This window comes from Neobacillus canaveralius, assembly GCF_047237705.1.
GTDB lineage: Bacteria > Bacillota > Bacilli > Bacillales > Cytobacillaceae > Neobacillus > Neobacillus niacini_K.
Genome location: NZ_JBDFLL010000001.1, coordinates 2,948,762 through 2,971,071, shown reverse-complemented (window position 1 = coordinate 2,971,071; position 22,310 = coordinate 2,948,762). Strand labels below are relative to the sequence as shown.

At 38.8% G+C, this 22,310-nt stretch carries 19 protein-coding genes; 1 reads left to right on the top strand and 18 read right to left on the bottom strand.

What is annotated here, in order from left to right:
- Window positions 1-7: 7 nt before the first annotated feature.
- From ABC255_RS14905 to dapA, 7 genes are all read right to left on the bottom strand, one after another.
- A complete protein-coding gene (locus ABC255_RS14905; RefSeq protein WP_412994620.1) occupies window positions 8-1,054 on the bottom strand; it encodes a VanW family protein in 1,047 nt (348 codons plus the stop codon).
- 329 nt (window positions 1,055-1,383) lie between these two features.
- Window positions 1,384-1,956, bottom strand: coding sequence for a DNA-3-methyladenine glycosylase I (locus tag ABC255_RS14900; RefSeq protein WP_412994618.1), 573 nt, complete (start codon window positions 1,954-1,956; stop codon window positions 1,384-1,386).
- Between the two features lie 113 nt (window positions 1,957-2,069).
- Window positions 2,070-3,131: a glycerate kinase family protein gene (locus ABC255_RS14895; protein WP_412994616.1), complete on the bottom strand. Its 1,062-nt coding sequence runs from the start codon at window positions 3,129-3,131 to the stop codon at window positions 2,070-2,072.
- 174 nt (window positions 3,132-3,305) lie between these two features.
- Window positions 3,306-4,658: a glucarate dehydratase gene (gene gudD / locus ABC255_RS14890; protein WP_412994614.1), complete on the bottom strand. Its 1,353-nt coding sequence runs from the start codon at window positions 4,656-4,658 to the stop codon at window positions 3,306-3,308.
- A gap of 102 nt (window positions 4,659-4,760) precedes the next feature.
- Window positions 4,761-5,648: a 2-hydroxy-3-oxopropionate reductase gene (garR, locus tag ABC255_RS14885; RefSeq protein ID WP_459564444.1), complete on the bottom strand. Its 888-nt coding sequence runs from the start codon at window positions 5,646-5,648 to the stop codon at window positions 4,761-4,763.
- Window positions 5,649-5,776: 128 nt separating this feature from the next.
- Window positions 5,777-7,099: a gluconate:H+ symporter gene (locus ABC255_RS14880; RefSeq protein WP_335532950.1), complete on the bottom strand. Its 1,323-nt coding sequence runs from the start codon at window positions 7,097-7,099 to the stop codon at window positions 5,777-5,779.
- 33 nt (window positions 7,100-7,132) lie between these two features.
- Window positions 7,133-8,029 (bottom strand): 4-hydroxy-tetrahydrodipicolinate synthase, encoded by an 897-nt coding sequence (dapA, locus tag ABC255_RS14875; protein ID WP_412994612.1) that lies wholly within the window; start codon window positions 8,027-8,029, stop codon window positions 7,133-7,135.
- Window positions 8,030-8,590: 561 nt separating this feature from the next.
- Between dapA and ABC255_RS14870 the strand changes: the two genes are divergently transcribed.
- The gene (locus ABC255_RS14870; protein WP_412994611.1) at window positions 8,591-9,631 is read left to right on the top strand and encodes a CdaR family transcriptional regulator; all 1,041 of its coding nucleotides are present in this window, start codon (window positions 8,591-8,593) and stop codon (window positions 9,629-9,631) included.
- Between the two features lie 52 nt (window positions 9,632-9,683).
- On the opposite strand, the gene ABC255_RS14865 is transcribed toward ABC255_RS14870, so the two are convergent.
- From ABC255_RS14865 to ABC255_RS14815, 11 genes are all read right to left on the bottom strand, one after another.
- On the bottom strand, window positions 9,684-11,048 hold the full coding sequence (locus tag ABC255_RS14865; RefSeq protein WP_412994609.1) for a TRAP transporter large permease subunit: 1,365 nt from the start codon (window positions 11,046-11,048) through the stop codon (window positions 9,684-9,686).
- A 63-nt stretch (window positions 11,049-11,111) separates the two neighbouring features.
- A complete protein-coding gene (locus tag ABC255_RS14860; RefSeq protein WP_412994607.1) occupies window positions 11,112-12,239 on the bottom strand; it encodes an acyltransferase family protein in 1,128 nt (375 codons plus the stop codon).
- Window positions 12,240-12,395: 156 nt separating this feature from the next.
- Window positions 12,396-13,103: a chitin disaccharide deacetylase gene (chbG, locus tag ABC255_RS14855; protein ID WP_412994605.1), complete on the bottom strand. Its 708-nt coding sequence runs from the start codon at window positions 13,101-13,103 to the stop codon at window positions 12,396-12,398.
- Window positions 13,104-13,123: 20 nt separating this feature from the next.
- Window positions 13,124-14,443, bottom strand: a complete 1,320-nt coding sequence (locus ABC255_RS14850; RefSeq protein ID WP_412994603.1) for a 6-phospho-beta-glucosidase — start codon at window positions 14,441-14,443, stop codon at window positions 13,124-13,126.
- Window positions 14,444-14,459: 16 nt separating this feature from the next.
- Complete coding sequence (locus tag ABC255_RS14845; protein ID WP_412994601.1) at window positions 14,460-14,780, bottom strand: PTS sugar transporter subunit IIA; 321 nt, start codon at window positions 14,778-14,780, stop codon at window positions 14,460-14,462.
- Between the two features lie 375 nt (window positions 14,781-15,155).
- Complete coding sequence (gene celB, locus ABC255_RS14840) at window positions 15,156-16,472, bottom strand: PTS cellobiose transporter subunit IIC (RefSeq protein WP_412994599.1); 1,317 nt, start codon at window positions 16,470-16,472, stop codon at window positions 15,156-15,158.
- 22 nt (window positions 16,473-16,494) lie between these two features.
- A complete protein-coding gene (locus ABC255_RS14835; protein ID WP_307300814.1) occupies window positions 16,495-16,800 on the bottom strand; it encodes a PTS sugar transporter subunit IIB in 306 nt (101 codons plus the stop codon).
- Between the two features lie 225 nt (window positions 16,801-17,025).
- The gene (locus ABC255_RS14830; RefSeq protein ID WP_412994597.1) at window positions 17,026-18,555 is read right to left on the bottom strand and encodes a DHA2 family efflux MFS transporter permease subunit; all 1,530 of its coding nucleotides are present in this window, start codon (window positions 18,553-18,555) and stop codon (window positions 17,026-17,028) included.
- 163 nt (window positions 18,556-18,718) lie between these two features.
- Window positions 18,719-20,674: a TRAP transporter permease gene (locus ABC255_RS14825; RefSeq protein ID WP_412994595.1), complete on the bottom strand. Its 1,956-nt coding sequence runs from the start codon at window positions 20,672-20,674 to the stop codon at window positions 18,719-18,721.
- The gene (locus ABC255_RS14820) at window positions 20,661-21,182 is read right to left on the bottom strand and encodes a DUF1850 domain-containing protein (protein ID WP_412994593.1); all 522 of its coding nucleotides are present in this window, start codon (window positions 21,180-21,182) and stop codon (window positions 20,661-20,663) included. The genes ABC255_RS14825 and ABC255_RS14820 overlap by 14 nt, the downstream gene beginning before the upstream one ends.
- 79 nt (window positions 21,183-21,261) lie before the next feature.
- Window positions 21,262-22,254 (bottom strand): TAXI family TRAP transporter solute-binding subunit, encoded by a 993-nt coding sequence (locus ABC255_RS14815; RefSeq protein WP_412994591.1) that lies wholly within the window; start codon window positions 22,252-22,254, stop codon window positions 21,262-21,264.
- Window positions 22,255-22,310 lie beyond the last annotated feature (56 nt).

The window sequence follows — 22,310 nt, the reverse complement described above, 5'->3', positions numbered from 1 at the left end:
TTAAAATTTATCGCTTTTGAAGTAAGGCTTGATATGCCGCTGAGGTTCTCATCTCAACGGTTAAGGTACCATTTGGATTATAAGTCGCTTTAACCAATAACGGTACACCCGCTGTATTCTTAAATTGAAAATCTTTACCTCCATATGAAACTGTTGCATCGCGACCTGAAGGTACATACCCCACTGTCAAGGAATGATGGTGCCATTCCACATATTCGATAGCTAATTGATCAACTGCATTAAACAAGGTAGAGGAGGTTTGACAAATACCGCCGCCAATTCCCATAACCAATTCCTTATTTACGATTTCTTGTGCCGGCTGGTATCCATGTGCTTCGTCACTCGGTCCAACAGTATAATTAAAAGAGAAGATATCTCCTGTTCCAACAATCACATTATCAATTGCCTGTGCAGACAATTCAATGTTTTTATTTCTTCCTGTTATACTTGGATTAAATTTTGTTGTATATGTCGCCACGACCACTTCAGATAAATGGGCAGCATCCTCAGGCTTATAGCCGCTTTCGGTCACATAGATAGGAAGAAAAACATCTCCTCCCTTAACGGAAGCCTCGATAATTTTATTCACTAGTTCTGCCTCTTCAAGAATGACTCTTGCTTTTCCTTTAATGACCTGACCATTAGCATCAATTTTATCCAGCATCATCTTCGTGTCATACCCAGGAGTTGTATCTGTTCCTCTTGCTAAATCCTTAGCCCAGTTTTCAAGCTCCTGCTTATATTTTTCATTATCAGTTCCATATCCCATATCGACTGGAATGAGGCTTTTAATAATGTTTTTTGTAGTTGGATCCACTACATTAACCACTTTAGGCTTATTAGCCTCTTCCTCAGCTTTTCTTTTTGCTTCGGCTTCTTCCGCCGCTTTCCTAGCCGCTTCTTCTGCAGCCTTTTGCTCTTCAAGCTTCTTTTCAAGTTCTGTTACTTTGTTTTCCAGTTCCGCTTCATTGCCATTTGTTTTTTCCGCACAACCTGCTAACCCTAGTAAACTGCCAACTAATATGAATGAAATCGCCCAGGTCCGTATAGACATTTATAACTTCTCCTCTTTTCCCCAAATCTCGCCATTCCTCACGGAGCACTTCCGAATATTCAGATAAAGGATTTTGCTCTCATTCTTCTAATCTATTCCGCTTTCAGACACACAATTCCTGCAATTTCCCTTAAATAATTTCCTGAAATTGGATTCATCATATTAGACGTTCTTCATTCAAATTAGTTTCAAAGCAATTTGAATGAAGATTCACGGTTTTGTTTGTTATTAAGAACAATATAATATATAAAATCAGCAGAGTAAGTGATTAAAACTTGTTAAAAATGAAATTAGTATGACATTCCATTCAATATAGAGAACAGATTGACTTATGTATTTTTTTCCTGGCTTTCATGGTAGCAAAAACATGATTCTACATGATCATTTACCATCCCTGTTGCTTGCATAAAAGCATAACAAATCGTCGATCCAACAAATTTAAAGCCGCGCTTTTTTAAATCCTTACTTAACCGATCACTTATTTCGGTTGTAGCGGGAACTTCTGATAAATCTTTAAAGTGATTGATAATTGGCTTACCGTCTACAAAAGACCAGATATACTCACTAAAGGAACCAAATTCTTCCTTCAACTTCAAAAACGCCTTCGCATTTGTAATTACGGCATTGACTTTGAGTTTATTTCGTACAATCCCTTCATTCTGTAAAAGTTCTTCGATTTTCTTTTCATCGTAGGAAATGATGATCCTGGGGTCAAAATAATCAAATGCCTTGCGATAATTTTCTCTCTTTTTCAGTATTGTGTACCAGCTTAAGCCTGCTTGTGCCCCCTCTAAGTTCAAATATTCAAATAGCAATCGATCATCGTAAACAGGCACTCCCCATTCATGATCATGATAATCAATATAAAGTGGATCCTGATTTACCCAGCCGCATCTTTTCATTGGACATTCCTCCTTAATACTATCATTTTAACAAACTTACCTTTTATCACGATATCCATTCACAAAATCAACATAAAAAAACTGCCGATATCACTCGACAGCATGTTCAATCATTATATTTTTAATACGCGACAGATATTTTCCGCTGCAAATGCTAAATTGGCTTCACCGGATTTCAATGCCTCATCTAAAGAAGAACAACCTTTCAATATCCCAACAATCGAAGTAAATCCGTGGTCGTATAGCGGTTCTACACCATTTCCAATTCTGCCAGCAAATGCGATCACTGGGATTGAATACTTCTTCGCAATTGATGCCACCCCAAAAGGTGTCTTTCCAAATAACGTTTGCCCATCAATGCTGCCTTCCCCAGTAAAAACATAATCCGCGCCTTTTATTCTATCCTCAAGACCAGTATATTCAATGACTAAGTCCACGCCTTTTTCTAGATGCGCATTTAAAAATGCCATTAATCCTGTGCCAAGACCACCAGCGGCACCAGCACCTTCTGTATGTGCAATGTCCTTACCCAATTCTCGTTTAATTACCTCAGCATAATGTGCTAAATTTTCATCCAAAAGTTTAACCACTTCAGGAGTTGCCCCTTTTTGTGGGCCAAATATGGCAGATGCCCCATTCTCTCCAATTAGAGGGTTCGTTACATCACAAGCAACATCAATTTTGACATTCTCAATTCTGCTGTCTAACCCGCTTAAATCAATCGAAGCTAATTGGTTTAATGCACCACCACCAAATGGAAGTTCCTGGTTATTCTTATCTTTAAAAGAAACACCAAGTGCCTGAAGCATTCCAGTCCCTCCATCATTCGTTGCACTTCCGCCAATTCCGATTAAAATACGACTTACACCCATATCAAGAGCATGCTTTATTAATTGACCCGTTCCAAAAGTAGTAGTCACTAATGGATTACGGTCTTCTGGTTTGATTAATTCTATTCCACTTGCACTTGCCATTTCAATCACAGCTGTTTGACCTTCACCTAATAGACCATATTCTGCTAAAACCTTCTCACCTAGCGGACCAATGACTTCAACATTGACCATTTCACCATTCGTCATACTAACGAGTGATTCAACCGTCCCCTCACCACCGTCTGCCATAGGAACAATCACACAATCTGCTTCTGGAAAAATAGAACGAATACCTTTTTCCATTGCAAGAGCAGCTTTTTTGCAGACATACTCTCCTTAAATGAATCAGGCGCTAAAACAAACTTCATAATAATCTGTCCTTTACATTTAAAGTAGAAAAAATTTTCCATTTATTAACTGATAAACCCATAAAATTGGTGAAAGATAGGGTGACCTTTTTAGCCACCCTACTACTATTTATCTCACTAAGCAAGGACGTTTGTTATCAAATTTCCAGTTAGGGATCAAGAATTGCATTCCCACAGCGTCATCACGAGATCCTAGTCCCATATTGTTGTACATTTCATGTGCTTTCATAATTTGATCCATATCAATCTCAACACCAAGACCTGGTTTATTAGGTATAGTTAAGTCACCATCTACAATTTGGAAGGGCTCCTTTGTTAAGCGCTCTGTACCTTCTTGCCAAATCCAGTGTGTATCGATTGGTGCAATTTCACCTGGTGCAGCAGCTGCCACATGTGTAAACATCGCAAGTGAAATATCAAAATGGTTATTGGAGTGTGAGCCCCAAGTTAATCCCCATTCATTACACATTTGAGCTACACGTACAGAACCCTGCATAGTCCAGAAATGTGGGTCAGCTAATGGAATATCAACAGACTGTAAGGAAATGGTATGACCCATTTGTCTCCAATCCGTTGCAATCATATTTGTTGCAGTCGGAAGACCTGTTTGTCTTCTAAATTCAGCCATAATTTCACGACCAGAATAGCCATTTTCAGCACCACATGGATCTTCTGCATAAGCAAGGATTCCATGCATATCTTTACAAAGCTCAACTGCTTCTTTTAATGACCAAGCACCATTTGGATCAAGGGTAATTCTAGCATCTGGGAATCTTTCTTTTAATGCTTTAATGGCTTTAATTTCTTCCTTGCCTTCAAGAACGCCGCCTTTAAGTTTAAAATCATTAAAGCCATATTTTGCATGGGAAGCTTCCGCAAGACGTACAACCGCTTCTGGTGTTAACGCTTCTTCATGACGGATACGGTACCATTCTTCCTCTGCCTCTGGGTTGCTGAAGTAAGGTAAATCCGTTTTATTTCGGTCGCCAATATAGAACAAGTATCCTAATGTTTTAACTTTATCACGCTGTTGACCTTCGCCTAATAATGCAGCTACTGGTACATTTAAATGCTTACCTAAAAGATCAAGTAATGCTGCTTCAATTGCTGTTACAGCATGGATCGTAATCCTTAAATCAAAGGTTTGTAATCCACGGCCGCCAACGTCACGTCCTTCAAATGTTTTTCTAACAGTATTTAAGATATTGTTATAATTACCAATTGAAGAACCCACTACCAATGGAATCGCATCTTCTAACGTTTTACGAATCCCTTCACCACCTGGTACTTCTCCAACACCGGTATTTCCATTGCTATCTTTTAGAATTAAAATATTTCTTGTAAAATATGCACCATGTGCACCACTAAGGTTAAGAAGCATACTGTCACGGCCAGCTACAGGGATTACAGTCATTTCGGTAACAACAGGGGTAACATTAACTAAAGTCTCTACAGTATTCATTGGGATTGCTCCTATCGATTGTTTTTTAGTTAATCTATCATTCAGTTAGAGAGAACGAAGGACTTTCCATTTCGCTCCGTTCTCTATGATTATTCAGGCGAATTAGCGTGATACTTCTGTATTTGCTAGTTTTTCATAATATTTTAAAAGACTGCTATGGTCGTCAAACTCATGACCATCAACTTTTAATCCGTACATCATCTCTAAAACTGCTGATGTTAATGGTAGTGGTGCTCCTACTTCATGACCTGCTTCCATTGCATTTGTTAAATCTTTAATGTGCAGGTTGATACGGAATCCTGGGTTGAAGTTACGTTCTAACATCATTGGTGCTTTTGCTTCAAGGACTGTGCTTCCAGCTAATCCGCCGCGGATTGCTTCAAATACTGCTTCTGGATTTACGCCGGCTTTTTGTGATAGTACAAATGCTTCTGAGACAGCTGCAATGTTTAACGCAACGATAACTTGGTTGGCTAATTTTGTAACATTACCAGCTCCAATTTCGCCAACTAGAACAACTGAACCTGCCATAGCTTCTAAAACTGGTTTAACTTTTTCAAATACTTCTTTCTTACCGCCGACCATTACAGAAATTGTTCCATCAATTGCTTTTGGCTCTCCACCGCTAACCGGTGCGTCTACCATGTCTACGCCTTTTTCAATCAACACTTTATACACTTCTTGTGAAGCAGCTGGTGCGATGGAACTCATGTCGATATAAACTAATCCTTCATGTGCACCTTCAATTAATCCATTTTCACCTAATGCAACTTGTTTCACATTTGGAGAGTTTGGCAGCATAGTGATGACGATATCAGACTTTTCTGCGATCTCTTTTGGCGTTTCTGCTACTTCTGCACCTAATTGTTGAAGCTCACTCACTGCATTTTTATTAAAATCACTAACAATCAGTTGATATCCAGCCTTGATCAAGTTTTTGCTCATAGGCTTACCCATAATTCCTAATCCAATAAATCCAATTTTCATCATAATAATATTCACTCCTACAGAAATTTTTATTTATTAAGAGTAATACTGGATGTAAAACTCTTATTTACCAAGGTCAAATTTATCCTTGGGGCAGGGAATTTACTGCCCCAATTCTCAAAAAATACTAATTATAAAAACATATTAAGAATTAATACTCCAATTAATCCAAGAATAGATAGTGCTGTTGTATATGTTGTTCTAGTTTTTAATGCTTCGGCAACTGATAAATTGAGATATTCTTTGTACATCCAGAAACCAGGGTCATTTACGTGTGAGAATGCTACACTTCCGCTTGTTACGGCAAGAACCATTAATTCCATGCTAATTCCAGAAGCTTGTGCAATCGGAAGGACAATACCTGCTGCAGTCATAACCGCTACAGTTGCTGAACCTAATGCGATACGCAAGATTACAGCGATCAACCAAGCAAGGACAATCGGTGAAATATCCCAGCCACTTGTTAATTCTTGAATATAATCGGCCACACCACTATCTACTAAAACTTGCTTGAATGCACCACCGGCACCGATAACTAAGATGATCATACCCATTGGCTTAATCGCGTTTGAACATGACTTCATAACATCTGAAAGCGGGCGTCCAATTTTAGGTCCAAGGATATAGAAGGAAATCAATAAGGAAATCATTAATGCGATTGGTGCTGATCCAAAGAATTCCATATAATGTCTCAAAGAGTTATCTTCTGGTAAAGTGATCTCAGTTACTGCTAATACTGCCATAAGAACTACAGGAATAAGCGCTGAAGAAATACTTGCTAAAAAGCTTGGCATTTCTTCTTCTTTAAAGATTTTTGATGTTCCTAGTCCTTCAGGAATAGAAGGGTTTAACTTTTTAATAAATGGAATTTTTGGCCACATTAAGGCGATAAAGAATCCTACAGGGATTGCTATGATCAGACCATATAATAGTGTTACACCCTGACTTGCTCCAAAAACACCTGCTACAGCTGCTGGTCCTGGATGTGGTGGTAAGAAGCTATGCGTTGTTGATAATCCTACAACTGTTGGTAATGCCACCCAAAGCAAATTCATTTTTGTCTGACGTACAATTGTGAAAACTAACGGAATCAATAAAACAAAAGCAACTTCAAAGAACATTGTGATACCAAGGATATAAGCTGCAAGTAACATAGCAACTTGAACTCGTTTCACACCCATTTTGTCAATCAAGGTGTTAGCAATTCGTTGAGCGGCTCCAGCTTCAGCCATTACCGTTCCCAACATCGCACCGAAACCTAAGATCAAGATTAAATCATCGACTTGTCCGCCAATACCACTGACAATTGTTTCGAGAAGCGTATTAACATCCATCCCTTGCAGTAAACCAACAAATAAAGCAGCCAATAATAATGCAACAAAACCATTCATTTTTAAAGGAATCATCAAAACAAGAATTAACGCAACACCTAAAGCGACATATAATAATGGCATAGTTGTTTCTTCCTTCCAAAGGGAGATAATTTTTTAATAGATTTGATACAATTCTAGATCCTTTAATACATTTGCTAATAACTCTCTACTTTCAGGGCTCATCTCAGACGCAGGTGCTAAAGCATAACCTACATCAATTCCTACCATTCTTAAACCTTCTTTTAAGACAACAGGGAAAGTTGCTTTATCCACCGCAAGTCTTAATGGAGCAAGTTTTAATTGTAATTCAAGTGACTTTTGAAGGTCTCCTGCTGCAAACGTGTTGTAAATCTCAGAAACTAGCTTTGGAGCAATGTTACCAGTGGAGGCAATCGCACCAGATCCTCCGTGGCATAAACCTGCATAAATTAAGGTGTCTCTTCCAGCAAGTACGGAGAATGTTTCACGGTCAGTTACCCGAAGGTACTCGGCCATTCTTGTCATATCACCGCTGCTGTCTTTGATTCCGATAATATTGGCCACTTTACTAAGTTCTTCACAAGTCTTAACCTCAATTTTCACCTGTGTGCGCGCTTCATTTCCATAAAGGATAATTGGTAATTTAGTAGAATTTGCAATCGCTTTAAAATGGTCTGCCAGCTCACTTTGTGTTGGTGACATGAAATAAGGTGTCAGAACAGATAATGCTGCAACCCCTCCAACCTCTTCAACCATTTGCGCTGTTTGGATACAGTCGCGAGTGGTAATTTCACTTGCACCACAGTAAACTGGTACTCTTCCTGCTGTGTGATCAACTGTAACTTCTACCACACGGCGTTTTTGTTCTGCTGTTAATCCGTAGATCTCACCGCTGCTTCCTAAAATAAATAATCCATGAACACCACCAGAGATGGTGTAATCAATTACTTTTCTTAGTGCATCCTCCATTAAGTTTCCATTCTTGTCTAAAGGTGTTACTAATGCTGGTATGACTCCTCTTGGCTTAAACATGACTGCCTCCTTCTTGATCTCCCTATATTTCCTAAGAATACTAGTGAGTCATTGTGACTGATTTGTGAAACTTTTCACATGATTGTTTTTTTTAAAAGATTACTATTTCTTGATTTTCACTATTTCCAAGTTAACAATCTAATAATAATCTTTTTTTGAGTAACCACCCGTGAAACTTGTTACAAATTGAAGAATGTTGATGAATTGGATCTTTTGAAAATTTCTTTATCTCTTATTTTGTCGACCCTCTTCATACATCTATCGTAAACGGTTTAAAAGAAAATATCTTCATTCATTTCGATAAAAATCCTTATTATCTTTTTGTGCATTTGAACAAAATTGATTTTACAGGTCATTTCAATAACAGAAATCCCAATTTTAATCAAGTGAACATTTTGTTACGCTTTTTCCTTGATTTTAAAGTTTTTTTCGTTTTTCAGGAACCGTTTACAATATATATTGTATAATTAGCTTACAAATTAATCATCGGTCAAAACGATAATAATTTCTCTCATTTTTTAGGCAAATAAACAATTGGTACAAAATCGGGAGGCAGCGAAAATGAAAATTAACAAAGAATTAGCACAAGAGATCTCGAATAAAGTAATGCAGGTAATTCCCTATAACGTTAATATAATGGATGATATCGGAAGGATTATTGGAAGCGGTGACAAGAATCGAATCGACAACTACCATCAAGGTGCTACCTTAGCGATTGAACAAGGATCGATTGTCTCTATCTACCATACTGAAGGCGGAGCAAAACCTGGTGTGAATATCCCTATAAATTTTAGAAATAGAATTATCGGTGTTATCGGCATTAGCGGTGACCCTCAAGTTGTGAGTCCCTTTGCGGAATTAGTAAGAGTCACAGCTGAACTACTTATTAATCAAGAGTTTTTATTTAGAGAACGCCGAATTAAGGAACAAATGAAGGAAGAGTTTTTATATCAGTGGGTTTTTCGGACTGAAGTTTACGATAAATCCTTTGTTAATAACGGTGAGGTCTTTGGAATTGATCTTACTATCGAGCGAAAAGCCATCGTTGTTAAAAGCAATGCAAATAAAAATATCCCTCTTCTCGATCAGGAATTTATCTTTCGTCTTAATCCTAATCTCACTCTATTTATTGTTCCATACCAGAGTGAAATCATTAAAAGGATTGAAAAGAGTTTAGAAAACGTTGAATATAAAATTGGGATTGGAAATCCTTATACGCACGTGGCTACGTCCGTTCATGAAGCGAAAAGAGCAATTGAAATTGCAGAAAAACTAGGAATGAATCAAATACACTGTGATTATAAGAGTCTAAAATTCATTGATTACTTAACGAATAAAGACAATTCACTTAATGAAATGAAAAAGTTTTATCAAGAGCTTGAAGAAAATCCAAAAGGACGCGAATTAATAGAAACACTGATTAGCTATATTACAAATAGCGGTGATATGAATGCCATTTCAAAGGAACTTCATATTCATCGAAACAGCCTGGCATACAGATTACAAAGAATTGAAATCCTTACAAATAAAAACCCAAAGAAATTCACTGATTTATTTGAGCTGTTTACTGGCTATGTTTTATATAAAATGAAATCTGCATGACGAAAAAGCCTTCACATATCTGTGAAGGCTCCTACTGTTTTGGATTTTTATCTTATCCTATTATGGAAATAATCCCAATTCCGATAACAGCTATAATTGTAAAGTGTAAACCATTGAAACGTAAGCCCGTCTGAACCCCTGAAATACCATTGAAACGACTAACCATTAAGTTTAACCCCGAGAACGGACTTAATGCAGTGGAAATAGACCATGTTAATAAAAGTAATAATGCAAGGCCGATATTACTAATCCCTATTTCCGCAGCATTTAGTTGCATCGCCAAGGCCCCTACCGCTGCAATTTGATGAACCCCAATGTAAGTAATCCCTAATACGATCACCATAACAGCGAGTGCAAATAAGAGGAACGATTGATGTGCCAAATTCGTAAGAAAATGACTTACACCATTGGCAGCTGTAGTCCCTTTCATCGCAAATGCCAACATTCCTGCACTCATAAAAAGCATGATTTCATTATTCAACATCAAAACGGTTCTGTCGCGAAAATCAACCAATGGCGGGATCAGTTCCTTCCAGCGTTTTGATTGAAGCCCAAATAATAGTGGAATGACGATGGAAACGAGACAGACAATAACAATCATTGACCAGTTTGTTATACTCTCAACCAGTAAACAAGTACCGATCAAGATGATAACAAAAAATACTAGTTTTATTAGTTGGTTTCGGGTGTTTGTTTCTATTTTTAACTTGGCGGAATGTTCACGAGCAAGCGGATGACGTTTTATCCAAAACGCGAATAATATGTTGCCGATTACCAAAGAAAGCAGAGATAAACCAATTCCATAAATGATATATTCCTTGTATGGTATATTCAGATAATGCAATACCAGTGATACGGAAGCAAAATAAGGTGACCACATTACAGCGGTGGAGAAGCCGACTAAATAACCTTTTGCCGACAACGCTGACGGCAGCTTCAGTTCATCCAAAAATTCATTTATGATTCTTACAGATCCCAAATTTAAAATTGGGGTTAAGAAAAACAGCGTTCCAGTAATTCCTGCATATAATTTTTTGGGCTGTGCTAATAAATTTTTCAATAAAACAGAAATGGACTGAAAATAACCGCCAAGCCTTAATGGAATCGAAAGCAGTGGAGCCAAGGTGATGAGGCTTAACAATGGCAAAATTAAAAAGATTCCCTCACTTATTCCTTCAATACCGGTACCTTTATTCCATTCAATCAGTAATCCCGAGGTCATCATAAAGATGCCAAGCCAACGCGGGAATTTATCAGCCTTTAATGCACTTCCCAAAAAGGCAAGAATGGATAAGCCAACCACAATGTATTCAAGCCACTGTACCTTAACAAAGTACTGAATTAAAAATAACACACACATTCCTAAAATCAGGTAACTACGCATTACAGTCTCTCCTTGCTGTATTACTTTTTTCATAAATTGTTATCCTTTATAGTAGACCTTTAATGCGCCTCTTACAATCTATTAAATAAATATTCTCTAAATCTTAACATTTGGTTTGTGATCCATACGTTCTTTCCTTTTGCCTTTCATCCCAAATAGAATCCGTATAAATGGTATTCTTGAGATAATAAAATGGTAGCTACCGATAATGATAATGAAAGCTAGTGATATAAGAAGGACTAGTTTTACCGTGATTGACCAATCAACCTCTGCAATCATAAAACCGAATGTAACAATTACCGGCTGATGGAGTACATAAAAGGGCATAGATGCTTGGTTCCCATACTTCAGCCATTTATTTGAAAAAGATAGCTTTTTATCGGCAAAGGCAAAAATAACAAGCAGCCAGCTCCAGCAGTTTAAGGCTTTAACAGCAGCCAGGAGAATCGATGAACGGTTACCTGCTGCAGGCATTCCTGTCATAAATCCATACACAAATAAGACAGTGGTAAGACAGGCTAATATCATCATCTTAGGGAGAAGCCTTGAAACAACAGGTTTAAAGGAAGCTTTTGTGAAGAAAAAAAAGCCATATAGAAAAATAACCAGATAAAAACTAATATCCCAGCCACCTAGATTTACCACATCCACTAATACAGATACGATCATTAAAGGGAAGGTTAAAACGATAATATGTAATGGTTTTAAATCCTTGGATACGGAAGGTTTCTTTCTAATAAACAAAGGCAGGGTAATAAAACTAAAGACTAGTAAGACCAAGAGATACCATAAATGCAATCCAACAAATGCAAAATTTCCTGACCCACCAATATCGAGATAAACTCCATCAAAATAATGTGGATACCAGTTAAAAAACGAGCCGGAATACTGCCCATGACTGACCCGCTCCATATAGATTTGAGGAGGAGTTAGAATCATGACCCCAAACAAAAGGGGAATCCCTAGTCGTGAGAGCCTTTCCTTAATATATTGGCTTCCCGTTCTCTTCTGTAGAGCGTAGTACGAATTGATTCCCGATACTGCGAAAAAGATTGGCATTAACCAGGCACTCATAAATAAAGAAATGGCCGTGATGTAGGTCGGGTCAGTCTCATTATTCTTAACATGCCAGGCCCATGGATTAAAAAACATAAAACCATGATAAATGAAAACGGCTAGTGTAGCTAAAACACGAATCCAATCTATATCATATTGTCTTTTCATCATAAATATCCCCTTGGAAAATAATTTTCACTCCATATCCCGGTACTATTTTACTATAAAAGATCTTTTCCAATTGTCGAATTATAGGGAATTATTCAATATTTCCTAATAGACTCTAAAAAAACAAACAGCCATCAAACGATGGCTGTTCATATTTTATATTAATATAATATTATCCGGCAAAGTAACAGAGGTTAGGATTTTGGTCTCTTTTACTCTGTCGGCAGCATAGGAAGAGCCATTTAATACTTCAAAATCCAGATAACCAGGATGGCACATTACTTCTACGGTTTGATTTTCTACATCCCGATGAGATAACTCAATGAAATATTCCTGAGTTACACCCTCACCATAAAAATCATGTAAAAAGCAGTCTGTAAATGTTGGCACCCCTTCAACAGGCTGTTCAGAAATCCGCCTTACAGGTAAATTGTACTTTCTGGATAGCCTCTGAATCACTGGTAAGAATTCTGGAATACCGTGGACATGATGATGACTGTCAAAATGAGTAGCTGTAAGTCCAAAGTCTAAAAATCGATCAATTTGTGCCGTCCATTCCCTTTCTAGTTCAATTAAGGATAGGTTTTGATCATTAATAAGATCTTTTAGTTTTTTAAAATTACCCTGTTCATCAACTAGGGTTGAAACATCTGACAGCAAAGGTTTTCCAAAAGTTAGAACAAGGTGAATCCCAAGCTTTAATGCGGGGTGTTCTTTTGCCAGTTCTACTGCATGATTGACACCAGGCATATTCATCATCATCGTTGTGGAATTGACAATTCCATATTTATGAGCATCGATAATTCCATAATTAACTCCCCTGGAATATCCAAAATCATCTGCATTGACAATCAGTTTAATCAATCAAATCGCCCCTCCCTTCTTCATTTTTGAAAAAATTGTGGTAAATACTTCTTATGCGCTTCTAACATTTCATCCACGATTTTCTTTGCCACCGTATCCGATGCAACGAGTGGATTTATCGTTAACGCAAGAATCGCTAGATTATAGTCACCCGTGACAGCTGCTTCACAAGCAACCCGTTCAAATGACTTTATTTGCTGAACAAGACCGCGGACGGGTACAGGAAGGTCTCCCATGACCAAAGGTTTAGGTCCTTCTTTTGTAATAATACAGCTGACTTCGACAGCACTGTCGTCGGGAATACTGGCAATCGAGCCATTATTTATCGTATTAACAGGCTGAATGTCACACTTGTCATTATAGATAGATGAAATTAACCTTACAGCCGCATCACTATAATAGGCACCTCCGCGTTTTTCGAGTTGTGGCGGTTTAATAGAAAGATTTGGATCTTTATAAAGTTCAAAAAGATCATCTTCTAATTTCTTTACCACTTCCGCTCTTGTGCCAACAGTTTCCGCATTTTTAATGTCTTTCTCTACCATTTCACGAGTTTTGTAGTAATAATTATGATACGGGCATGGGAGCACACCTAATGCGGTGATGAATTCTGACTCCCATCCTTGACCTTGCACATTTTTAACAAAACTTGAGTTTTCCAGGTTCGTTAAGAATTCGATTACCCGCTCCTTCACACTAACACCGTCAACGTACACGTCTAAACCGTATACCATGTGATTTAGACCAGCAAAATCAATGCGAACTCGTGAATGTTCAACGTTCAACAGTTTTGCGATTCCCATTTCCATTCCGATAGGTACATTACATAAACCTACTACTTTTCGATGGTCACTATACCTGAGTACCGCTTCTGTTACCATTCCAGCTGGATTCGTAAAATTAACCAGCCAAGCGTCTGGGCATAGTTCCTTCATATCTTTTACAATATCTAAAATAACAGGGATTGTTCTTAAGCCTTTAAATAGACCCCCAGGTCCATTTGTTTCTTGACCCAGAACTCCGTATTTTAACGGAATCCTTTCGTCTTTTGCTCTTGCCTCCAGTAAACCGACGCGGAATTGTGTCGTAACAAAGTCAGCACCTGCTAATGCTTCCCGTCTATCCAATGTCAGGTGAACCTGGACAGGGAGCCCGGCTTTTTGAAACATTCGTTTTGCTAGATTTCCAACAATCTCTAGTTTTTCCTTTCCTTCCTCCACATCTACAAGCCAAAGTTCCCGCAGTGGAAGTTCAGCATACCTTTTGATAAAACCTTCGACGAGCTCAGGTGTATAACTTGATCCACCACCGATGGTTGTGATTTTAATAGATTTCTGCACAAATTCTTCCCCCTTGTTATCCTTTGTTCAATTCTTGACGAATTTCGACCATCTCTCTTGCTAAATCCTTTAATGTCATAGCCGTCATTAAATGATCTTGGGCGTGAATAAGTATAATCGGTATCTCGAATGATTCCCCAGCGGCTTCCGCGTGAATCAATTGTGTTTGGAACACGTGTGCTCTAGTTATTTCAATGTCAGCTTCATCAAGCTTTTCAAAGGCTTTGGTAAAGTTATTTTCTTTGGCTGCGAAAATAGCTTCCATAGCAAGACTTCGGGCATTTCCACTATGCAAAATTAATTGAAATGACAGGTTATATAATTCTTCTTTATTCATGGTCTACCCCTCCAAAATGACATACCAAGAGCTTGCCGCTGGGCAAGCTCTCTTGTATTCTTTTATTTTTTCCGTGCATAGATTAGGTCTGTTGATTTGCGCTCCACTAAGGAGGTCTTCTTCGAGTAATCACCGCAGGGACAGGCTGTCCTTGCCTGTCCCGAGGCACTTCGCTTTCCGCGGGCGGTCCGGGGAGCCTCCTCGGCGCTTAAGCGCCTGTGGGGTCTCCCCTGACCCGTCCTCCCGCAGGACATTGAATTACTTCCTTGAATCCGCCCACGCACGAAGAAAATGTGATAGCATTTTCGAGGAGTCTTCGTGCCTTCCGCGCAAATCAACAGAGTTATAACTATCAGCATTTAGCTTTAGCTCAGTCTATTCTTTAGCACCTTGTTCGACTTTGTAGTTTTGTTTATCCCACATTCTAAAGAATGGGTAGTAGATGGCAAAGGATATGGCTAGGTTGATTAGTTGCATTAGGGCACCTCTGAGGTTTCCGCCTGTCGCAAGGTAACCGCCGATAATTGGAGGTGTAGTCCATGGAACGGCAACTCCTGCGGTCTTCGGTGCAAAGCCTGTGCTCATACCAATATATGTGGTAATGGTTAGGGCTAGTGGTGCTAGAATAAATGGAACGATAAGCAATGGGTTAGCGACAATCGGGGCACCGAAAGTGATTGGCTCATTAATATTAAAAATTCCTGGTCCAATCGCTAGTCTGCCTAATGTCTTGGAATGCTGACTTTTAGCCATAAACATCATCATTAAGGCAAAAGTAAATGTAGCTCCAGATCCACCCATGTAAATGAAAATATCAAAAAATTGCTGCGTAACTACATTTGGCAATTCATTACCAGCAGTAAGTGCTACTCTGTTAGCGTCCGTTGCAGCCAGCCAGATAGGACCCATTACCCCGCCAACAATACTGGCTCCGTGTAATCCAGTCGACCATAAAAGCTGGACAAAGAATACAGCTATTAATGCACCAATTAGCGATCCTCCAAGTGCACCCAGCGGTTCCTGTAACAGCTGTCCAACTACGTTGTGTAAGGTTTCAAAGGAGGTATTTTCTATCAATAAACGAATCAGCCAAACCACTAAAATAACAATAAATGCCGGAAATAAAGCGATAAAAGACTTACTTACACTTGGAGGTACTCCATCAGGCATTTTAATTACGATATTCTTTTGAATAATAAATCGATAAAGTTCAGTTGAAAACATCGCAAGGATCATTGCAACAAACAACCCTTTGCTTCCCAATAATGCAATAGGGAGTACTCCGCCAACTTGAATAGCTTCGCTAGCCCCTTCTGGTGTAAACATTGTAAAATATGGTGTGGCCAGTACAAAAGCCGAAACAGAAATAGCCCCTGCATTCAAAGCATCTACTTTGTAATGTTCCGCCAATCGATAGGCAATACCAAACCCTGCTATCAATGCCATAATGTCAAAAGTAGCAGTTACTGGATAAAGCAGTTTCGTCAGCCAGGCGTCACCAAATAAACCTGCCATAAATTCTGGATACCCTTTAAAAGGTAAGAATCCAATAATTAAGAAAATAGATCCAATAATAATAAGCGGCATTGTTAAGATAATTCCATCACGTAATGCTTGTAAGTGTTTCTGACCGGCAACCTTTCCTGCGATTGGCATAAACTTTTCTTCCAGTACTTGAGTAAATTTGGCCATATCTATTCACCCCTATGTGAAATTATGAACCTATTAAATTTCTCGCAAACTTTAATACCTCCGCACCATTGCACATTCCATAATGAACAGGGTTAATCGCATCAACGGGTATCCCTTTCTCTAATCCTTTTTTCTTTAATTGAGGCAGCAAATAGCGCACCTGTGGACCTACAAGTAACACATCTGCAGCATCCAAGTGGTTATTAACTTCATTTGCACTCACTGCCCATATTTTCGCTTCAATTCCTTCTGCTTTTGCAGCAGTTTCCATCTTCGCTACCAAAAGACTGGTAGACATACCTGCTGCACAGCATAATAAGATATTCAATTACAGTCCCCCACTTCCACATAAATCTTGTAATCGCTTACAATTTTACAGGAATTTTCAATCACCCCTGTTATCAAAAATGTTCCTTAAAAACTCAATCCTCCTGCCTATAAAATTTCTTAACCGTACTAAACTATATTCTCATTTTTTAAATTTAGGACAATTCTACGATTACCCCAATAAAAAAAGAGAAATCGTAATAAATACGATTTCCCATTTTATATGTTAGGTCTTTGCTAATTTATTTACAACCTGCTTTCTAGAAGAAGTCTCATCTAGTCGATCTTCTGCAGGTTTTGCCCTTTTAATAAAAAAAGCAAGAACCAAGGCCGCGCCAATAATAATGGCTGATATAAAGAAGGTATAGTTAATGCCTTCTAACATTGCTTCCATTGCAATTTGCTGCTGCATTTGGGCAAGTGCTGCTTCTGTTGGTTGCCCGGACATTTTTTGCATTGCAGCCGATGCAAGTTCTTTTCCATATGTTTCTGAACGATTAGACATAATTGTAATCAATAAACCTGTACCAATAGCAGCTGATACCTGCTGCATAGTGTTGTTCATTGCTGTACCATGTGGATAAAACCGTTGTGGTAATTGATTTAATCCGTTCGTAGACACCGGCATAAACACCATTGACATTCCAAACATTCGAATTGCGTGTAAAAGCACCAAGGACATATAGGATGTTTCAAATGATAACCGGCTGAAGAAATAAGTAGTAACTGTCGTAATAGTCAAACCTACTACTGCTAAAATTCTTCCGCCAATTTTGTCAAATAATTTTCCGGTAACTGGTGACATAAGAGCATTCACAATGGCTCCAGGCAGCAGCATTAACCCTGCATCAAAAGGAGAGATCCCCCGGATTGTCTGAACATAAATTGGGAGGAGCAGAAAACCTGAAAACATGGCAATATTGACGATTGCTGAAATAGCCGATGAAAGGGCAAACATATTATATTTAAATATCCTAAAGTTAAGCATTGGCCGATCTTGCTTTAATTGGCGTAAGATAAACCAAACCAATGAAACTACCCCGATAATGATCGTCAAATAAACATGCGGGCTGTCCCACCCTTTGCTGCCGGCTGAACTAAAACCATACAACAGTCCTCCAAAACCAATGCTCGATAGCAAAAGCGAAAAGAAATCAAGGTTGATATTTACTTTCTCCTTTTTATCCTTAAGCTTCAAAAATCCTATGATAAGAATAACTGCTGCAATTGGAGATACGAAATGGAACAGCATTCTCCAATCATAATGTTCGATAATCCATCCGGATAAAGTTGGACCAATGGCAGGTGCAAACATCAGGATTAATCCAAAAACCCCCATTGCCGCTCCTCTTTTTTCAATAGGAAAGCTTACTAACATTACATTCATTAACAGCGGCATCATTATTGCTGAGCCTGAGGCTTGCACCATTCGCGCAGCTAATAATAAGGGAAATGTATGGGCGATTCCAGCGATAAGAGTACCAATTGTAAATAATCCCATCGCGACTAAAAATAACCGGCGAACAGTATACTTTTGAATTAAGAATGCAGTAGTAGGAATCATGATCCCATTTACTAGCATAAATCCGGTCGTCAGCCACTGAACTGTCGATGTATCGACATCTAAGTCCTTCATAATTGAAGGTAAAGCGACATTTAATAATGTATTATTTAAAAAAGCAATAAAAGCACCAATCATCAAAACTGCTATAATACCATAAGGCGGGCGGTTAGTCTTATTCATGGTTTGTTCCATTTTATGTATCCCCCTGGTTCAAGAACTTCTTATTTATTTTACCAATTAAAGCAAAATTTATCATAAGCTACTAATTTTATTATTCAAGGCTGATAGAAACGAATAGACAAAAGAAATGAAAAACTCGGGACCTCAATAATGAGCCCCGAGTTTTTCATTTTATTCAATTTTGCACTTTAGGAATGTGACCCCTTTTATAAAAATATTGCAAAGCGAGTAATATCGCAAACAATACTAAACCGACTAAGTCGGAGATATTTTCTGGATAAATTAAACATAATCCCGCTCCAAGAGAAGTGATACGTTCCATCCAATTCAATTTTCTCACCCAAAAGCCTATAACTCCTGCACTAATGGCGATCATACCAATAAATGCTGTGAATAAAACCCAAATTAGATAGGTCCATGTGGTATCTATCATCAGTAATTCCGGTGACAAAACAAACATATAGGGGATGATAAACGCTGATATGGCAAGTTTTGTTGATTCCACACCCGTTCGAAAAGGTTCGCCTCCCGATATTGCCGCTGCGGCAAAAGCAGCTAGCGCAACTGGAGGGGTAATATCAGCCACAATGCCAAAATAAAACACAAATAAGTGAGCAGATAAATCAGGAACTCCTAACAAAATGATCGCTGGTGCTGCAATCGTTGAGGTAATGACATAATTAGCCGTGGTAGGGGAGCCCATTCCCAATATCAAGGAAGCAATCATCGTCAAGAACAATGTTGGCAGCAGTGCCCCTCCTGCAATATCGAGAAGTCCATTTGCCATTTTTAATCCTAGTCCTGTTTTCGTTACAACACCGACAATAATCCCTGCGGCAGCGGTTGCCGCAGCAACACCTAAAGCGGACCGTGCTCCATCAACTAAAGCTTCAATGATCCCTTTAAATCCGATCCTTGTTTCCTTTCTAATCGCACTTACCACGACCGTAATCACAATGGACCATAATGCAGCACGAATGACACTCATACCGGACATTAACAAAAGCACAATCGCAATAATAGGAAGTAATAAGTAAAGTTTCCCTAGAACCTCTTTCCTGCTTGGCATTTCTTCCTTCGTTAACCCGCGAAGACCGATTCGCTTTGCTTCAAAATGAGTCATAATCCAAATACCTGTAAAATATAGTACGGCTGGGATTGCAGCAGCCTTCGCTATTTCCCAGTAGGTGATACCTCCTCCAATAAATTCAACCATCAAGAATGCCGCGGCTCCCATAACCGGTGGCATTAACTGTCCACCTGTAGACGAGGACGCTTCCACAGCGCCGGCAAATTCCTTTTTATATCCCAGGTTTTTCATCATTGGTATCGTAAATGCCCCGGATGTTACCACATTAGCAACAGAACTTCCGCTAATTGTTCCTTGTAAAGCGCTTGAAAATACTGCTACCTTCGCAGGTCCCCCCACACTTCTGCCAGCGATCGCAATCGACAGATCGTTAAAATACTCACCTACTCCAGTCTTAATTAAAAAGGAACCAAATAATAAGAAGAGAAAGATAAAGGTCGATGATACACCAATCGGTGTACCAAGAATTCCTTCTGTTGTAAAAAACATCGTCTGGACTAATCGATCCAATTCTAACCCTCTGTGTGCGATGGCACCAGGCATATACGGTCCAAAAACCGCGTAAACCATAAAAACGATTGCAATAATGGTAATTGGCAGACCAACTGTCCTTCGCGTTGCCTCTAACACTAGTAAAATAGCTGAAAGACCAACAAAAAAGTCCATCCCGGTGATATTTCCTGTCCGTAAGACCAAATCATCAATCATGACCGGCCAATAAGCGCCAACAATGACTGAAACGATCGCAAAAATGATATCATACCAAGCGACCTTAATCTCCTTTCCCCGATTTTTTTTTCGAGCAGGAAATAGTAAAAAAATGAGTGCGAGCGCAAAACCTAAATGGATGGAGCGCTGCAGCTGCGCGGTTAACATGCCAAATATTCCAGTATATAAGTGAAAGAGGGAAAAGGCTAATAAACCTGCGAAGGCAATCCAAAGAGGAAGTCCTTTTAGTTTTCGCGTGCCAGCTTCAGGGTCATATTTTTCTAAAAGCTCCTGCTGCTTAGCCTCTGACAGAGTTTCTTCATAGTGACTCAAGGATATTCACTCCTTTCCATTGAGTAAAAAAGTTCAATTTGCATATTTCCACTTTTACAGACGTGCCTGGTTTTATTGTACGAGATAAAGGGTATTCCTTATTTTTAAAAATCAATGTATGATTGGCACGAACCTGTCCGATTCGTAGGTGAAAGAAGGGAAAATCCCGTTTCATGTTTTTGATGTAGTAAGCACCATTTATTTGTTCAAATGTTTCTCCTTTTTCGGCATTAGAGGGCATGCCGATGGCAAAATCCTCATACATAAGCTCATATTGTTGAATCCTCTCGCCGTGTGTAATTTTATAGCTTTCAACCACATCTGATAAATGAATGGAATGAGTGTATTTGATTGCAAAATGAGTTTCGTTTTTTACAGGAATGTAAGCAAACTTTGCATTGCTGTGATTTGGCTGGAAAACAATCGCTTTCTGAAAGGGTAAGAATGCTAAACAGATAAGGATGATAAACGAGATTAATAGATATTGGATAGGTTGAAGTCTACGCATTTTCGCCTCCCTTTCTTATGGAAAAGGTGGCCGGCTGTTATTCATCCCAGCCGGCCAATTCATTCACCAGCGAAATCTTTTACTGTGCTTTTACTCCCTTTTCATCAAAGTATTTTTGTGCACCAGGATGTACATCAATCCCCACACCGTTTAATGCATTCTCGACCTTGATTAATTTCCCTTTGGCATGTGTCACTTTATCAAGATTTTCAAAGATTGCTTTCGTAATGTTATAAACCACATCATCCGCAAGATCGCTGCTTGCCACTAGCATTGCTTGAACAGCTACCGTTGTTACAGCAGACTCCAATCCATATGTTCCAGCAAGTACCTCTTCTTTTACATAGAATGGATATTTTTCGATGATGGCATCGATTTTATCTTGTTCAACTGGAACAATAACTACATCCTCGGTAGCACCAAGGCTTTCAACCGCACCCGTCGGCGTCCCTGCTGTTACAAATGCCGCGTCAATGGTACCATCTTGAATCCCTTGTGTAGACTCATCAAATGATAAGTCCTGTTTATTAATATCATCAAACGTCATTCCATGGACTTCGAGGATTTGTTCAGCATTTGCCACTGTACCCGATCCAGGTGCGCCTACTGAAACCTTTTTGCCTTTTAAATCTTCAACAGATGTTATCCCGGATTCTTTTGTGGTTACGATTTGGATTGTTTCCGGATATAAGGTAGCAATCGCCTTTACATTGTCAACCTTGTTGTTTGCAAACATTAATTTTCCCTCAGCAGCATACGAAGCAATATCCGTTTGGGAAAAGGCAATTTCGGCATCACCATTCTTAAGAGTGGTCATGTTTTCCGCAGAAGCACCACTAGTTTCAGCATTTGCATCAATACGTGTTTCATCTTTAATAATCTCCGCAAACGAGCCTCCTAATGGATAATAGGTTCCACCCGTCCCCCCTGTTAAAATACTAATAAATTGTGGCTTTTCTTTTTCTTCATTTGCCGGCTTTTCCCCACCCTCCTCTTTGTTACCACATGCTGCTAGAATCATAGAGAGTGTTAAGAGAATGACCATTGAAAGATGAAACCTCTTCTTTTTCATAAAATTTCCCCCTTTTTATAAAATGCCGTCCATCAATCAATACTTATTATTCAGAA

Bases quoted from the DNA above. Each gene is read 5' to 3' on its own strand.
- ABC255_RS14870 (WP_412994611.1), top strand. From the start codon at position 8,591: ATGAAAATTAACAAAGAATTAGCACAAGAGATCTCGAATAAAGTAATG.
- ABC255_RS14895 (WP_412994616.1), bottom strand. From the start codon at position 3,131: ATGGAAAAAGGTATTCGTTCTATTTTTCCAGAAGCAGATTGTGTGATT.
- ABC255_RS14865 (WP_412994609.1), bottom strand. From the start codon at position 11,048: ATGAAAAAAGTAATACAGCAAGGAGAGACTGTAATGCGTAGTTACCTG.
- gudD (WP_412994614.1), bottom strand. From the start codon at position 4,658: ATGAATACTGTAGAGACTTTAGTTAATGTTACCCCTGTTGTTACCGAA.
- dapA (WP_412994612.1), bottom strand. From the start codon at position 8,029: ATGTTTAAGCCAAGAGGAGTCATACCAGCATTAGTAACACCTTTAGAC.
- ABC255_RS14900 (WP_412994618.1), bottom strand. From the start codon at position 1,956: ATGAAAAGATGCGGCTGGGTAAATCAGGATCCACTTTATATTGATTAT.
- ABC255_RS14815 (WP_412994591.1), bottom strand. From the start codon at position 22,254: ATGAAAAAGAAGAGGTTTCATCTTTCAATGGTCATTCTCTTAACACTC.
- ABC255_RS14905 (WP_412994620.1), bottom strand. From the start codon at position 1,054: ATGTCTATACGGACCTGGGCGATTTCATTCATATTAGTTGGCAGTTTA.
- ABC255_RS14830 (WP_412994597.1), bottom strand. From the start codon at position 18,555: ATGGAACAAACCATGAATAAGACTAACCGCCCGCCTTATGGTATTATA.
- celB (WP_412994599.1), bottom strand. From the start codon at position 16,472: ATGGCCAAATTTACTCAAGTACTGGAAGAAAAGTTTATGCCAATCGCA.
- garR (WP_459564444.1), bottom strand. From the start codon at position 5,648: ATGATGAAAATTGGATTTATTGGATTAGGAATTATGGGTAAGCCTATG.
- ABC255_RS14860 (WP_412994607.1), bottom strand. From the start codon at position 12,239: ATGAAAAGACAATATGATATAGATTGGATTCGTGTTTTAGCTACACTA.
- ABC255_RS14820 (WP_412994593.1), bottom strand. From the start codon at position 21,182: ATGCGTAGACTTCAACCTATCCAATATCTATTAATCTCGTTTATCATC.
- ABC255_RS14880 (WP_335532950.1), bottom strand. From the start codon at position 7,099: ATGCCATTATTATATGTCGCTTTAGGTGTTGCGTTAATTCTTGTTTTG.
- ABC255_RS14845 (WP_412994601.1), bottom strand. From the start codon at position 14,780: ATGAATAAAGAAGAATTATATAACCTGTCATTTCAATTAATTTTGCAT.